12 protein-coding genes are annotated in these 13,876 nt (G+C 72.3%); 7 read left to right on the forward strand and 5 right to left on the reverse strand.

Features of this window, described 5'->3' with window-relative positions; genetic code table 11:
* Position 1: 1 nt before the first annotated feature.
* The 3 genes from ACW62_RS26380 to ACW62_RS26390 form a co-directional block, all read right to left on the reverse strand.
* Positions 2 to 322 carry a nuclear transport factor 2-like protein gene (locus tag ACW62_RS26380; protein WP_053207097.1) on the reverse strand — a complete coding sequence of 107 codons (321 nt, stop codon included), beginning with the start codon at positions 320 to 322 and terminating at the stop codon, positions 2 to 4.
* Positions 323 to 477: 155 nt separating this feature from the next.
* Positions 478 to 1,425 (reverse strand): M56 family metallopeptidase, encoded by a 948-nt coding sequence (locus tag ACW62_RS26385; protein ID WP_053207098.1) that lies wholly within the window; start codon positions 1,423 to 1,425, stop codon positions 478 to 480.
* Positions 1,422 to 1,811 (reverse strand): BlaI/MecI/CopY family transcriptional regulator, encoded by a 390-nt coding sequence (locus ACW62_RS26390; protein WP_276202974.1) that lies wholly within the window; start codon positions 1,809 to 1,811, stop codon positions 1,422 to 1,424. The genes ACW62_RS26385 and ACW62_RS26390 overlap by 4 nt, the downstream gene beginning before the upstream one ends.
* An 86-nt stretch (positions 1,812 to 1,897) precedes the next feature.
* On the opposite strand from ACW62_RS26390, the gene ACW62_RS26395 reads away from it, so the two are divergent.
* The 3 genes from ACW62_RS26395 to ACW62_RS26405 are packed head-to-tail and all read left to right on the forward strand — an operon-like array spanning position 1,898 to position 6,008.
* The gene (locus ACW62_RS26395) at positions 1,898 to 3,346 is read left to right on the forward strand and encodes a cytochrome ubiquinol oxidase subunit I (RefSeq protein WP_053207100.1); all 1,449 of its coding nucleotides are present in this window, start codon (positions 1,898 to 1,900) and stop codon (positions 3,344 to 3,346) included.
* Between the two features lie 12 nt (positions 3,347 to 3,358).
* Positions 3,359 to 4,357, forward strand: coding sequence for a cytochrome d ubiquinol oxidase subunit II (gene cydB, locus ACW62_RS26400; RefSeq protein WP_053207101.1), 999 nt, complete (start codon positions 3,359 to 3,361; stop codon positions 4,355 to 4,357).
* A gap of 19 nt (positions 4,358 to 4,376) precedes the next feature.
* Entirely contained in the window at positions 4,377 to 6,008 is a 1,632-nt protein-coding gene (locus ACW62_RS26405) for a Na+/H+ antiporter (RefSeq protein WP_053207102.1), read from the forward strand.
* 4 nt (positions 6,009 to 6,012) lie between these two features.
* Here ACW62_RS26405 and ACW62_RS26410 read toward each other — a convergent pair whose 3' ends face one another.
* The gene (locus tag ACW62_RS26410) at positions 6,013 to 6,426 is read right to left on the reverse strand and encodes a PRC-barrel domain-containing protein (protein WP_053207103.1); all 414 of its coding nucleotides are present in this window, start codon (positions 6,424 to 6,426) and stop codon (positions 6,013 to 6,015) included.
* Between the two features lie 109 nt (positions 6,427 to 6,535).
* On the opposite strand from ACW62_RS26410, the gene ACW62_RS26415 reads away from it, so the two are divergent.
* From ACW62_RS26415 to ACW62_RS26425, 3 genes are all read left to right on the forward strand, one after another.
* Positions 6,536 to 6,790, forward strand: a complete 255-nt coding sequence (locus ACW62_RS26415) for a hypothetical protein (RefSeq protein ID WP_053207136.1) — start codon at positions 6,536 to 6,538, stop codon at positions 6,788 to 6,790.
* 28 nt (positions 6,791 to 6,818) lie between these two features.
* Positions 6,819 to 8,069: a non-homologous end-joining DNA ligase gene (ligD, locus tag ACW62_RS26420; protein ID WP_053207104.1), complete on the forward strand. Its 1,251-nt coding sequence runs from the start codon at positions 6,819 to 6,821 to the stop codon at positions 8,067 to 8,069.
* A gap of 80 nt (positions 8,070 to 8,149) precedes the next feature.
* Positions 8,150 to 10,519 carry an arylsulfatase gene (locus tag ACW62_RS26425; RefSeq protein WP_053207105.1) on the forward strand — a complete coding sequence of 790 codons (2,370 nt, stop codon included), beginning with the start codon at positions 8,150 to 8,152 and terminating at the stop codon, positions 10,517 to 10,519.
* Here ACW62_RS26425 and ACW62_RS26430 read toward each other — a convergent pair.
* Complete coding sequence (locus ACW62_RS26430; protein WP_053207106.1) at positions 10,494 to 11,210, reverse strand: MerR family transcriptional regulator; 717 nt, start codon at positions 11,208 to 11,210, stop codon at positions 10,494 to 10,496. The two genes, ACW62_RS26425 and ACW62_RS26430, sit on opposite strands and share 26 nt — an antisense overlap.
* 101 nt (positions 11,211 to 11,311) lie before the next feature.
* On the opposite strand from ACW62_RS26430, the gene uvrA reads away from it, so the two are divergent.
* Complete coding sequence (gene uvrA, locus ACW62_RS26435) at positions 11,312 to 13,828, forward strand: excinuclease ABC subunit UvrA (protein WP_053207107.1); 2,517 nt, start codon at positions 11,312 to 11,314, stop codon at positions 13,826 to 13,828.
* Positions 13,829 to 13,876 lie beyond the last annotated feature (48 nt).

Raw genomic sequence — 13,876 nt, forward strand, 5'->3', positions numbered from 1 at the left:
GTCAGGCCTGGCCGGTCGCGAGCAGGCTGAACTTGCCGTCGGCGACGGTGAAGGACCAGGACGTGCGCATCTGGCCCCACGTGTCGTTGCGGTACGCCGCGACCAGCGACCGTCCGTCCGCCGACTGGGACTCGACGTCCAGGTGGCCGTTGACGGTGAAGATCTCGCGGTCGATCCAGTCCTCGAGGTCACGCTGCGAGCCGTCGTCGGTGAGGACGGCGTCGGGGGTGAGCAGGCCGAGGAAGGCGGCGCGGTCGCCGTCGTTGATGGCGGCGACCAGGGAACGGACGGTGGGATCGGTGAGCTCCGCGGCAGGGATCATCCCGGCTCCTTCGGGTCGGACGTGGGCCTCACGAGCCAACCTACGCGCGGAGGGGAGCGCACGGAGCAGGTATCCGATGCGGCGTGTTGACCTGAGCGCCAACAGTTGACGCTCAGGTCAACACACCGAATCGCGACCGGTCCACCCGGCCGTCCTCAGGGGAGAAGCGCCCGTGACAACGCCGTCAGCCAGGGCACCGCGACCGCGACCGTCGGCACCGCCACGAGCGCCGCGGCGACCGTGTAGGCCTGCGCCGCGACCAGCCATGCCGGCGCACCCAGTCGGCCGCGCCCACCCCGAGCCGGGCCGCCGGCACCGCTCGTCCCCGGGGCGGCGGCGAGGCGGCGGATGCGGACCGCGGGCGTCACGGAGCCGGACCCGAGGGCGCCGGCGGGAACGGGGGCGTCGGCCATGCGGGCCAGCGCCCGCGCCAGCGGCACCGCGCCGCTGCGTCGCCGGGCGGCGTCGTCGGCGAGCATCTCGACGAGGCCGGCGGCAGAATCTAGGGCGACCGAACTGCGCACGAACCGCGGGAACGCGTCGTGCAGGACGCCGAAGCCTTCGAGGACGAGGTCGTGCCGGGCCCGGACGTGCGCCCGCTCGTGCGCCAGCACGGCCGCGGTCTCGTCGGAGCCCAGTGCGTCCAGCGCCGGCGCCGACACCACCACGCGCGAGCGCACCCCCGGAATGCAGTACGCCACCGGCCGTTCGACGTCGACCACCAGAGCCCCGGGTGCCCGCCGGTCAGAGCGCCCGACGAGGTCGACGACGTGGCGTTGACGGCGACGGCGGGCCCGCAACGCCATGCCCAGCGTGTGCGCCGACCACAGCAACCGCGCCGTCACCACCAGCGTCAGCAGCAGCGCCGCCCCGTGCAGCACCACCAGCCACCATGACGGCGACGGATGCGTCATGACGAGCGTCCCCGCCGACGCGCCCGCGCCGAGCGCCGACAGCACCGCCGCCAGCGCGACCGCCTGCCACAGCACCAGCGCGGCCCGCGGTACCCGCAGCGGCCACGACGCCCGGGCCAGTAGCGCCGGCGCCGGGCCGGTCAGCAGCAACGCCAGGACCAGCAGCACGACGGGCGTGGTCTCGGTCACGCGGAATCACGAGCCGACCGCTCCACCGCCTCGAGCGCCTCGCGCAGCGCCCGTGCGTCGTCCGCGGAGGCGGACCCGACGAACCGCAGCAGCGCCGCCGTGCGGTCGGAGCCGTCGACGGTGTCGAGGGCCTCGTGCATGAGCTCGGCCGTCAACTCGTCGCGGGAGAACGCGGGCCGGTAGCGGTAGGCGCGGCCGTCGCGAATCTGCTCGGCCGACCCCTTGCGGGCCAGCCGGTCGAGCACCGTCATGACCGTCGTGTACGCGACGTCGCGCGACCCCGTCAGGGCCTGATGCACCTGACGGACGGTGGCCGGCGCGCCGAGCGCCCACAACTGCTCCATGACGGCGCGTTCGAGTTCACCGAGTCGGGCACGTCCTGGCACGATTCACAGTCTACCGACCGCTCGTAGTACTACAGTATGTCGTAGCATCTACGACGTAACGTAGTACGCACCGAAGGGCAACGCGCATGGACGTGCTGGACCTCGCCCGCTGGCAGTTCGGCATCACGACGGTGGTGCACTTCTTCTTCGTCCCGTTCACCATCTCGATGGCGTTCCTCGTCGCGATCATGCAGTCGGTGTGGATGCGCACGAAGAGCGAGCGCTGGCTGCGGCTCACCAAGTTCTTCGGGAAGCTGCTGCTCATCAACCTCGCCGTCGGCGTGGTGACCGGCCTGGTGCAGGAGTTCCAGTTCGGCATGAACTGGAGCGACTTCAGCCGCTTCGTCGGCGACGTGTTCGGCGCGCCGCTGGCGATGGAGGCGCTGCTCGCGTTCTACCTGGAGTCCGTCTTCGTCGGCGTCTGGATCTTCGGCTGGGGCCGCATCCCGCCGAAGATCCACCTGGCGACGATCTGGATCACAGCGTTCGGGACGCTGCTGTCGGCCTACTTCATCCTGGCGGCGAACTCGTTCATGCAGCACCCGGTCGGCTACGAGATCAACGAGGAGGCCGGCCGCGCCGAGCTGACCGACATCTGGGCGGTGCTGACGAACAAGGTGCTGCTGGTCACGTTCCCGCACACGATCTTCGCCGCGTTCATGGTCGGCGGCGGCGTGGTCGCGGCGGTCGCGATGTGGCACCTGGTTCGCGGCGCCCGCAACCCGGAGGAGGCGGCCCCCGGCAAGCCGAGCGACCAAGGCGCGTTCCGCACCGCGCTGCGCATCGGCGCCGTCACCGTCCTCGTCGGCGGCATCGGGGTCGCGGTCTCCGGCGACTTTCAGGGCAAGGTCATGACCGAGGTGCAGCCGATGAAGATGGCCGCCGCCGAGGCGCTGTACGAGACGCAGCAGCCGGCGCCGTTCTCGCTGTTCACCATCGGCACGCTCGACGGCAGCAAGGCGATCTACTCGATCGAGGTGCCGCGGCTGCTCTCCTTCCTCGCGACCGGCTCGTTCGACGGCAAGGTCGAGGGCATCAACGACCTGCAGGCGCAGTACGAGGAGGAGTTCGGCCCGGGCGACTACAGCCCGAACATCCCGGTCACGTACTGGACGTTCCGGATGATGATCACGATGGGTGGGCTGGCCGGGCTGATCGCGCTCTGGCAGTTGTGGGCGACCAGACGCGGACGGGTCCCGACGTCGCCCTGGGCGCTGCGCGCGGCCGCCGTCCTGCCGGTGCTGCCGCTGGCCGGTAACGCCCTCGGCTGGATCTTCACCGAGATGGGCCGGCAGCCGTGGCTGGTGTTCGGCCTGATGCCGACGGCGTCCGGCGTCAGCCCCAGCACCACGGCCCGGACGGTGTTCATCTCGCTGGCCGCGTTCACCGTCCTGTACGCGGGCCTGACCTGGCTGTGGGTGCACCTGCTGGTCAAGCACGCGCGGCCGGGCCTGCCCGACGTCGCCGCCGTCCCCGCCGTCCCCGACGAGCCGGACGCGGACGACGCCGACAAGCCGCTGAGCTTCGCGTACTGAGAGGACGGACCCATGGAATTGAGCACGCTCTGGTTCCTGCTCATCGCCGTCCTCTGGATCGGCTACCTCGCGCTCGAGGGCTTCGACTTCGGCGTCGGCATGCTGACCCGCCGGTTCGCCCGCGACGACACCGAGCGCCGCGTCCTCATCAACACGATCGGCCCGGTCTGGGACGGCAACGAGGTCTGGGTCATCACCGCGGTCGGCGCCACGTTCGCCGCGTTCCCGGAGTGGTACGCGACGGCGTGGTCGGCGTACTACCTGCCGCTGGTGCTGATCCTGCTGACGCTGATCGGCCGCGGCCTGGCCTTCGAGTACCGCGCCAAGGGCGACACCGCGACCTGGCGGAACCGCTGGGACCTGGTGATCTTCGCCGGCTCGGCGATCCCGGCGTTCGTGTGGGGTGTGCTGCTGGCGGCCTTCGTGCAGGGCCTGCCGCTGGACGCCGGGCACGACTTCGTCGGCGATCTCGGCGACGTCGTCACGCCGTACACGCTGCTCGGCGGCGTCGTGACGCTGTCGCTGTCGCTGCTGCACGGCGCCCACTACCTCGGCCTGAAGACAGTCGGAGAGATCCGCGAGCGGGCGCGGCGGCTGGCCGGACGGCTCGCGGTCCCGGTCGTCGTCGTCCTGGCCGGGTTCCTCGGGTGGACGGTGCTGCGCGGCGACTCGCCGTCGTGGGCGGCCGGCGCCGCGGCGATCGTCGCGGTGCTGGCGGTCGCGGCCGGTGCGACGGCGAATGCGCGGGGTCGCGAGGGCTGGGCGTTCACCGCGACCTTCGCGACGGTGGCGGCGGTCGGCGCGACGCTGTTCGCCGCGCTCTACCCGGACGTGCTGCCGTCGACGCTGGACACCGCGAACGGCCTGACCACGACGAACGCGTCGTCGTCGGACTACACGCTGACCGTGATGACGTGGGTGGCGGTGCCGTTCGTGCCGCTCGTCCTCGCTTACCAGAGCTGGGTCTACTGGATGTTCCGCAAACGGATCGGGGTCCAGCACATTCCGTGAGCGGTTAGCCTGCTCGGCGATGCAGTTGCTGCTCGTGGTGGTGGGCGCGATCGCGGTGACCGCGGTCGCCAACCGGCGCGGGCTGCAGCCGTCGATCGTGGTCGTGGTGCTGGCGTCGGCGGTGTCGTTCGTGCCCGGGCTGCCGCGGTTCGAGTTGGAGCCCGACCTCATCCTCAGCGTCGTGCTGCCGCCGCTGCTGTACTCCGCGGCGCTCGACTTCTCCGTCTACAGCCTGGCCCGCAACCTGCGCCCGATCCTGTCCCTCGGCGTCGGCATGGTGGTCGTGTCGACGCTGGTCACGGCCGTGGTGGCGAACTGGGTGGTGCCGGAGTTCGGCCTGGTGTCGGCGCTGGTGCTGGGCGCGGTCGTGGCGCCGCCGGACGCCGTCAGCGCGGTCGCGATCGGGCGGAAGCTGGGGCTGCCGAAGCGGCTGATGACGATCCTGACCGGGGAGAGCCTGGTCAACGACGCCACCGCGCTGACCATCTTCACGCTGGCCGTGGCCGCCGCGACCGGTAGCCACCCGTTCATCAGCAACGCGCTGCTGCTGTTCCTGTACGCGTCGGTGGTCGGCTGCGGCGTCGGCCTGGCGCTGGCCGCGGGCGTGCATTGGACCCGGCAGCGGCTGGGCGAGAGCGGCCTCGAGACGGCGCTCGGGCTGGTCGTGCCGTTCGCGGCGTACCTGTTCGCCGAGGAACTGCACGCGTCCGGCGTCCTCGCCGTCGTCGCCGCGGGGTTCTGGCTCGGCCACCACGACGCCGACGCCGGCTTCGAGACGCGGCTGCAGGGCCGGCAGGTCTGGCGCAGCCTGGACACCCTGCTCGAGGCGTTCGTCTTCGCCTACATGGGCCTGCAGTGCAAGTTCGTCTTCGACGATCTCCCGATCCACGGCGACGAGTGGGTCCGGTTCGCGCTGTCCGCCGTCGTCGTCCTGCTGACGGTGCTGCTGATCCGGCCGTTCTGGGTGTTCCTCACCTACGGCCAGCGGGTGCTGCGACGGCGCTACCTGCGGCTCCCGTGGCGACGGCGCCGGCGGCGGCCGCGCACCCACCAGCCGCTGCCACGAGCCCAGCTCACGGTGCTCTCGTGGTCCGGCATGCGCGGGGTGGTGACGCTAGCAGCGGCGGCAGGTGTGCCCGCCCTGACGGCGTCCGGCGAGCCGTTCCCGGGCCGCAGCACCATCCAGGCGCTCGCGTTCGTCGTCGCCATCGGGAGCCTGCTCATCCAGGCGCCGACGCTGCCGATCCTGGTCCGCCGCATGAACATCGACGACGACGCCGAGCAGGAGGCGGAGTCCGAGGAGGTCCGGCGGGCCCGCCAGATCGCCCGGGCGGCGGCCGAGCAGACCCTGCGTGAGCTGCTCGACCATCCGCCCCCGGGCACCGACCCCGTCGTCCTCGGCACCATGCGGGACCGGTTCTCCGCGGCGATGCGGGCCCGGCACTCCGCCGACGAGCTGGACGCCGAGGTCGAGGAGGCCGAGCACGCCCCCGCGGTGCGCGAGACCATGGTCGCCGTCCGCCGCGAGATCCTCGCCGCCCAGCGGCTGGCGCTCACCGCCGCCCGCGACGCCGGTGAGCTGGACGACGAGGTCATGCGGCGCGAGCTGGAGCGGCTGGACTACGAGGAGGCGGCGGCCGCGGCCGACTGACGCGTCAGAGGTAGAACGGGTACGGCGGGTAGGCGTAGCCGGCCGCCCAGAACGGCGGGTAGCCGTAGTGGCCGTACAGCTCCTCGTAGTACTCGCCTTGCGGCACCAGGCTCGGGTCGTACACCGGCGCGTTCGCGACGATGCCGCGATGCTGGGCGATGTGCACCTTCTCGTCGATCCGCACGATCGCGTCGACGGGGATCAGCTGCTTCTTCTCGCCGAGGCCGAGGAACCCGCCGGAACCGACCTGCAGGAACCGCACCTTCAGGCCTTCGGGGTCGATGACGAGGTCGTCGACGGTGCCGACCTCGTCGCCGTCGCGGTCCACGACCTCCTTGCCGCGTACGTCGTCCTCGGTCTTGACGGTCAGGTCGGAGTCGGCGAGATGCACGAGCGTGCGCGGGATATCGGTGGTCATCGGAACTCCATTCAGTCGCGTGGATCTGCCTGGGTCCGTACCCTCTTCCGAGCCGGATTGTCACCGCATCGTGGGATCGTGGAGGTAGCGGCGACCGGCGGAGGTGTCCATGCGGGGCGACAGGGTCGAGATCGTCATCGATGCCGGCGACACCACGCGCAGTTACGAGATCGTGGCCACGAAGGCGGGCCGCCGGGTCGATGTCAGCATCGGGCGCGGCGTGGTGGTGGTCGCCGAGGTCACCCGGTCCGGCACCCCGGTGCGCACCGCCCGGTTCATGTCCAGCCGGGTGCTCGCGCTGGTGGAGCACCCGGTCGCCGAGGCGGCGCTGGCGCAGGAGGCCGCGCAGCCGCAGCCGGATTGACGTCGGCGGGTCCCTCTATGGTGGTGTCATGTCGTCCTCGCAGGTGCTCGAGGTCGCCGGGCGTGAGGTGACCATCACCCACCCGGACAAGGTGGTCTTCCCCGACGGCGGCCACACCAAGCTGGACCTCGTCACCTACTACCTGACGGTCGCCGACGGCGCCCTGCGCGGCGTCGAGGGCCGGCCGATGATCCTGAAGCGGTTCGTCAAGGGCATCGACCAGGAGGCGTTCTTCCAGAAGCGCGCCCCCGACAAGCGGCCCGACTGGATCGAGGTCGCCACGCTGCGCTACCGCTCCGGCACGTCCGCCGACGAGGTGGTGGTGCGCGACGCGGCCGCGTTGGCGTGGGTGGTCAACCTCGGCTGCGTCGACCTCAACCCGCACCCCGTCCGCGCCGAGGACCTCGACCGTCCGGACGAGCTGCGCATCGACCTCGACCCCAACCCCGGCATCGAGTGGGCGCAGATCCTCGACGTCGCGCAGGTGGCCCGCGAGGTGCTGCAGGACCACGGGCTGACCGCGTGGCCGAAGACGTCCGGCTCGCGCGGCTTCCACATCTACACCCGCATCGACCCGCTGTGGTCGTACCGGCAGGTGCGGCTGGCCGCCGAGACCGTCGCCCGCGAGGTCGAGAACCGCGCGCCCGGCATCGCCACCGCGAAGTGGTGGAAGGAAGAGCGCGAGGGCGTCTTCGTCGACTTCAACCAGAACGCGAAGGACCGCACGGTCGCCTCCGCATACTCCGTCCGCGCCAAGGCCGACGCCCGGGTGTCCATGCCGCTGAGGTGGGACGAGGTCCCCGGCTGCCGGGCCGAGGACTACACGCTGGCCACCGCGCCGCGCCGGTACGCCGAGATCGGCGACCCGTGGGCCGGCATCGAGACGTCGGCCGGGTCGCTGGAGCCGCTGCTCGAGCTGGCCGAACGGCTCGGGCCGGCCGAGAAACCGCCGAAGGGCACCGGACGGCGCACGCAGACGATGCCGCTGATCGAGATCGCGCGGGCGAAGACCAAGGACGAGGCGCTGGCCGGGCTGGAGCGCTGGAAGGACCGCCACGCCGACGTCGTGCCGCACCTCGAGCCGGCCGACATCCTGGTCGACGGCATGCGCGGGCGCAGTTCGCTCTGGTACCGCATCCGGGTCAACCTGCAGCACGTGCCGGCGCAGCGCCGCCCGGAGCAGGAGCCGCTCGAGGTCGACTACGACCCGTGGGCCGGCACGCCGTGGGCCAACGCGGGCGAGGCGGTCCGGGAGGCCCGCGACGCGGCCCGCGACTGACGTCCTCACCCGCGCCGGGTGACGACCACCGCCGTCCCCGCCGGTGAGAGTGGTCGCAAGGGCGAGCCCAGGGGGACACCATGGTCAGCGACCAGACCCAGCCGCGTGCGGTGCTGCCGATCCCGGACCAGCAGCACGTCGGCGTCACCACGTACGACGCGAAGGACCCGGACACGTCGTACCCGCCGATCACGCCGCTGCGGCCGCCCGCGGGCGCGCCGAACGTGCTGATCATCCTCATCGACGACGCCGGATTCGGGTCGAGCAGCGCCTTCGGCGGGCCGTGCCGCACCCCGTCGTTCGAGAGCCTGGCGGGCGGCGGACTGCGCTACACCCGCTTCCACACGACGGCGTTGTGCTCGCCGACCCGGGCCGCGCTGCTCACCGGCCGCAACCACCACTCCGTCGGCATGGGCGGCATCACCGAGATCGCCACGTCGGCGCCGGGCTACAGCTCGCTGCGGCCCAAGGACAAGGCGACGGTGGCCGAGACGCTGCGGCTGAACGGCTACTCGACGGCGCATTTCGGCAAGTGCCACGAGGTGCCGGTGTGGGAGACCAGCCCGATGGGGCCGTTCGACCGGTGGCCGAGTCCGGGCAACGGGTTCGAGCACTTCTACGGCTTCATCGGCGGTGAGACGAACCAGTACGCCCCGGCGCTGTATCGCGACACCGTCCCGGTCGAGCCGGACCGGACGCCCGAGGAGGGCTACCACTTCACCGAGGACATGACCGACCGCGCCATCGAGTGGGTCCGGGAGCAGAAGGCGCTGATGCCGGACAAGCCGTTCTTCGTCTACTACGCGCCCGGCGCCACGCACGCGCCGCACCACGTGCCGGCCGAATGGTCCGACCGCTACCGGGGCCGGTTCGACCAGGGCTGGGACGCGCTGCGCGAGGAGACGGTCGAGCGGCAGCGCCGGCTCGGGGTCATTCCGCCCGACGCCGAGCTGACCGCGCGTCCCGCCGAGATCCCCGCATGGGACGACATCCCGGACGACCTCAAGCCGGTGCTGGCCCGGCAGATGGAGGTCTACGCGGGTTTCATGGAGCACACCGACCACCACACCGGCCGGCTGATCGAGGCACTGGCCGACCTGCAGGTGCTCGACGACACGCTGGTCTACTGCATCATCGGCGATAACGGCGCATCGGCCGAGGGCGACCTGCACGGCTCCTTCAACGAGCTGATGGACCTCAACGGCGCCGGCGCGATGCAGACCACGGAGTTCATGGCCGAGCGGATCGACCTGTTCGGCACCCCGGAGGCCTACAACCACTACGCCGTCGGCTGGGCGCACGCCATGGACACGCCGTACCAGTGGACCAAGCAGGTCGCCTCGCACTGGGGCGGCACCCGCAACGGCGCCATCGTCCGCTGGCCGCGCGGCATCGTGGCCCCCGGCGAGACGCGCGACCAGTTCCACCACGTCATCGACGTGGTGCCGACGGTGCTCGAGGCGGCCGGGCTGCCACACCCGTCGTTCGTGAACGGCATCCAGCAGGCGCCGATCGAGGGCGTGTCGATGGTCTACTCGTTCGCCGACGCGGCCGCGCCGGACCGGCACACGACCCAGTACTTCGAGATGTTCGTCAACCGCGGCATCTACCACCAGGGCTGGACGGCGGTGACCCGGCACAGCACGCCGTGGGACCCGACCAGCAAGCTGCCGGCCTACGACGACGACGTCTGGGAGCTCTATGCGCCCGACGACTGGACCCAGGCCCACGATCTGGCGGCCGAGCAGCCGGAGACGCTGGCCCGGCTGCAGCGGCTGTTCCTCATCGAGGCGGCCAAGTACGGCGTGCTGCCCCTGGACGACCGGCGGGTGGAGCGGTTCAACGCCGACCTCGCCGGCCGGCCGCAGCTGATCCAGGGCTCGTCGCAGGTGCTGTTCGGCGGCATGGGCCGGCTGTCGGAGAACTCGCTGCTGATCCTGAAGAACAAGTCGCACGCCGTCACCGCCGACATCGTGGTGCCAGACGACGGCGCCAGCGGCACGATCGTCGCGCAGGGCGGTGCCTTCGGCGGCTGGAGCCTCTACCTCGTCGACGGGCGGCCGGCGTACTGCTACAACCTGTTCGGCATGCGGCGGTTCAAGGTGCGCGGCGACGATCCGGTGCCGCCGGGGGAGCACCAGGTGCGGGTGGAGTTCGCCTACGACGGCGGCGGGCTGGGCAAGGGCGGGACGGCGACGCTGTACGTCGACGGCACGGAGGCCGGGTCGGGCCGCGTCGACGCGACCGTTCCCATGGTGTTCTCGGCCGACGAGACCGCCGACGTCGGCGGCGACAGCGGCACCCCGGTGACCGACGACCTGCACGACGGGCAGATCGCCTTCACCGGCAAGGTCCGCCGGGTCCAGCTCGACATCGACGCCGCCGCCGAGGACGTCGACCACCTGATCACGCCCGAGGAGCGGTTCAGGGTCGCGATGGCTCGGCAGTAGCCGTCACGTAGGCGTGCAGCCGGCCGGCGCCGTCCAGCATGGCCAGCGCCCGCGCCGTCAGCTGGTCGCCGCGCTGGGCGAGGACGGCCCGCAGCGCCGCGGTGCTGCCGGTGCGGCGCAGCTCGTCCAGCACCTGGCGCACCTGCGGCAGCCCGTAGTGGCTCTGCCGCAGCAAGTTGACCAGCTGGGCGTCGCGGATGTCGTCGGCGGCGTAGCTGCGGTACGACGTGCCCGGCTCGCGTGCGGGGGTGAGCAGGCCGTACGCCTCCCACGTGCGCAGCGCCGACGGCCGCACGCCGAGCCGCCGGGCGACCTCGCCGACCCGCAGCCCCGGCCCGCCCCGTGGTCCGCCGGCCGGCGCGGCGGCGGCCAGCGTCTCGACGGCGCCGGCGGTCTCCCGCAGCTGCCGCCGCTGGTCGTGCAGCTCGGCGTGGGCGGCATCGACCAGCGCAAGCGCGCCGGGCACGTCGCCGTCGTGGACCGACCGCATGATCGCCCGCGCCGCGATGACGCCGTAGCCGGCCAGCAGCGCCCGGTAGGTGAGCAGCGCCTGGCGGTGCCGCTGGGAGAACTGCCGATAGCCCGACGCCGACCGGGGCGCCGGCGGCAGCAGGCCGTCCTCCTCGTAATTGCGGACCTGCTGGGCCGAGATGCCCACGGCCCGCCCGAGGTCCACCGGGCGCAGCGCCATCAGTTCCCTCCCGTTGCACGGCGGAGTTGAAGCTTATCGGGGCCGCTAGCGCTCTGGCCACGACCAACCTTCAACAAGCGACTCAATGGGAGAATTGAAGGATGGATTTCGGCGAGATCAGGGTCACGAACGCCCGGCTGCACAACCTGAAGAACGTCACCGTCGGCATCCCGCGCAACCGGCTGGTCGTGCTGACCGGCCGGTCCGGCTCCGGCAAGTCCACCCTCGCCTTCGACCTGCTGCACCGTGAAGGACAGCGCCAGTACCTGGAGTCGCTCGGCCTGGTCACCGCCTGGGTGAGCAAGGCGCCGGTCGACTCCATCACCGGGCTGTCGCCGTCCATCAGCATCGACCAGTACCTGACGAACCGCAGCCCGCGATCCACCGTCGGCACCGCCACCGAGGTGTTCACCTACCTGCGGCTGCTGTGGGCGCGCATCGGCCACCGGCCCTGCCCGTCCTGCGCGGCGCCGCTGCCGCCCAGCCACCAGGACGACGACTGGGACGAGGACCAGGACCCCGAGACGGTGCGCTGCCAGCACTGCGGCGCCGAGGCGGCCGAGCTCGTGATGGGTGACTTCTCCTTCAACAAGCCGTCCGGCGCCTGCCCGGCGTGCACCGGTCTCGGCGTGGTCGTACGGCCGGACACCTCCAAGCTGGTCGACGACGACCTCAGCGTCGCCGAGGGCGCGGTGCTGGGCTGGCATCCGGTGACGACCGACCGCAACATCGCGGTGCTGCGGGCCGCCGGACGGCACTACGGGTTCGAGTTCGACGCGTACGTGCCGGTCCGCGAGCTCGGCGACGTCCAGCGCGACCTGCTGCTGTTCGGCGTCGAGAGCCCCGAGTTCAGCCGTCATGTGACCGCCGCGTTGCCGCGCACCGTCGCCGGCGGGCGGTTCGAGGGCGTCGCGACCAGCGTGCTGCGCCGCTACGCCGACCGCATCGAGGACACCGGCTACCGCGAGAAGACCGAGCGGCTGCTGCGCCAGGAGACCTGCCCGGACTGCGAGGGCAGCCGGCTGCGGCCGGAGAGCCGCCGCGTCACCGTCGCCGGGCTGACCGTCGTCGACGCCGCCCGGTTGCCGCTCGGCGAGCTGGCCGCCTGGCTCGACGCGCTGCGCGGGCGGGTCGACGACGGTGAGTGGCGCTTCGCCGAGCCGGTCGTCGCCGACCTGCACGAACGTGCGCGCCGGCTGGTCGACGTCGGGGTGGAGTACCTGACGCTGGAGCGGTCGACGCCGAGCCTGTCCGCCGGTGAGGCGCAGCGGCTGCGGCTGGCGGCGCTGCTCGGGTCCGGCCTCACCGGCGTGCTGTACGTGCTGGACGAGCCGACCATCGGGCTGCACCCGGCCGACGTCGCCCGGCTGGTCGGCGTGCTGCGCCGGCTGCGCGACCTCGGCAACACGGTGCTGGTCATCGAGCACGATCTCGAGCTGCTGCGGGCCGCCGACCACGTCATCGACATCGGGCCCGGCGCGGGTCGCGACGGCGGCCGGGTGGTCGCGGCGGGCACGCCGGACGAGATCGCGGCCGCTGAGGGGTCGGTCACCGGGGCGTACCTGTCCGGCCGTCTGAGCGTGCCGGGGGCGCCGTCGTCGCCGGTGGACGGCGGCTCGCTCGTCGTCCGCGGCGCCCGCGCGCACAACCTGAAGGACGTCACCGTCGCGCTGCCGCTGGGCCGGCTGGTCGCCGTCACCGGGCCGTCCGGGTCGGGGAAGTCGTCGCTGCTGCTCGACATCGTCGACCGGGCCGGCCGGCGGCGCTTCACCGGCGCCGGCGACCCGCCCGGCGACCACGACGGCATCGACGGCTGGGAGCACCTCGACAAGGTCGTGACGATCGACCAGCAGGCGGCCGGTCGGATGCCGCGGTCCAACGCCGCGACCTACTCCGACGCGTTCACCCCGATCCGCGAGGCGTTCGCCGCGACGGACGGCGCCCGTTCGCTCGGCCTCACCGCCGGGCACTTCTCCTTCAACGTGCCCGGCGGACGGTGCGAGCGGTGCACCGGCGCCGGGGTGCTGAACGTGTCGATGCACTTCCTGCCCGACGTGCAGGTGCGCTGCCCGGTCTGCCGCGGCCGCCGGTTCACCCGCGACGTCCTGCGGGCGAAGTACCGCGGCCACGACGTCGCCGAGGCGCTGTCGATGACGGTCGCCGAGGCGGTCGAGCTGTTCGCCGACGTGCCCGGTGCGGTGGCGCGGCTGCGGCTGCTCGACGACGTCGGCCTTGGCTACCTGCAGCTGGGCCAGCCGACGACGACGCTGTCCGGCGGCGAGGCGCAGCGGATCAAGCTGGCGAAGGAGCTGGCCCGCCGGTCCACCGGCCGCACGCTCTACCTGCTGGACGAACCGACCACCGGGCTGCACGTCGACGACGTCGCGCGGCTGCTCGGCGTGCTCCGGCGGCTGGTCGCGGCCGGGAACACCGTCGTCGCGATCGAGCACGACCTCGATGTCGTGCGCACCGCGGACTGGGTGATCGACCTCGGTCCGGCCGGCGGCGCGGCGGGTGGCCGGGTCGTGGCGGCCGGGACGCCTGACGAGATCGCGGCGGCGCCGGAGTCGCGGACGGGCGCGTTCCTGCGCCGTGCCGTTGACCTCAACCCTGCTTGACGTTGTTGGGTGGGGCGCGCAGTGGTCCACGCTCGGGGAGGCGATCGG

It is taken from the genome of Jiangella muralis (assembly GCF_001270745.1).
GTDB classification, from domain to species: domain Bacteria; phylum Actinomycetota; class Actinomycetes; order Jiangellales; family Jiangellaceae; genus Jiangella; species Jiangella muralis.

Excerpts from the sequence above, each read along its gene's own strand:
- ACW62_RS26380 (WP_053207097.1), bottom strand. The coding sequence starts at position 322 with ATGATCCCTGCCGCGGAGCTCACCGATCCCACCGTCCGTTCCCTGGTC.
- ACW62_RS26395 (WP_053207100.1), top strand. The coding sequence starts at position 1,898 with ATGGACGTGCTGGACCTCGCCCGCTGGCAGTTCGGCATCACGACGGTG.
- cydB (WP_053207101.1), top strand. The coding sequence starts at position 3,359 with ATGGAATTGAGCACGCTCTGGTTCCTGCTCATCGCCGTCCTCTGGATC.
- ACW62_RS26405 (WP_053207102.1), top strand. The coding sequence starts at position 4,377 with ATGCAGTTGCTGCTCGTGGTGGTGGGCGCGATCGCGGTGACCGCGGTC.
- ACW62_RS26410 (WP_053207103.1), bottom strand. The coding sequence starts at position 6,426 with ATGACCACCGATATCCCGCGCACGCTCGTGCATCTCGCCGACTCCGAC.
- ACW62_RS26415 (WP_053207136.1), top strand. The coding sequence starts at position 6,536 with ATGCGGGGCGACAGGGTCGAGATCGTCATCGATGCCGGCGACACCACG.
- ligD (WP_053207104.1), top strand. The coding sequence starts at position 6,819 with ATGTCGTCCTCGCAGGTGCTCGAGGTCGCCGGGCGTGAGGTGACCATC.
- ACW62_RS26425 (WP_053207105.1), top strand. The coding sequence starts at position 8,150 with ATGGTCAGCGACCAGACCCAGCCGCGTGCGGTGCTGCCGATCCCGGAC.
- ACW62_RS26430 (WP_053207106.1), bottom strand. The coding sequence starts at position 11,210 with ATGGCGCTGCGCCCGGTGGACCTCGGGCGGGCCGTGGGCATCTCGGCC.
- uvrA (WP_053207107.1), top strand. The coding sequence starts at position 11,312 with ATGGATTTCGGCGAGATCAGGGTCACGAACGCCCGGCTGCACAACCTG.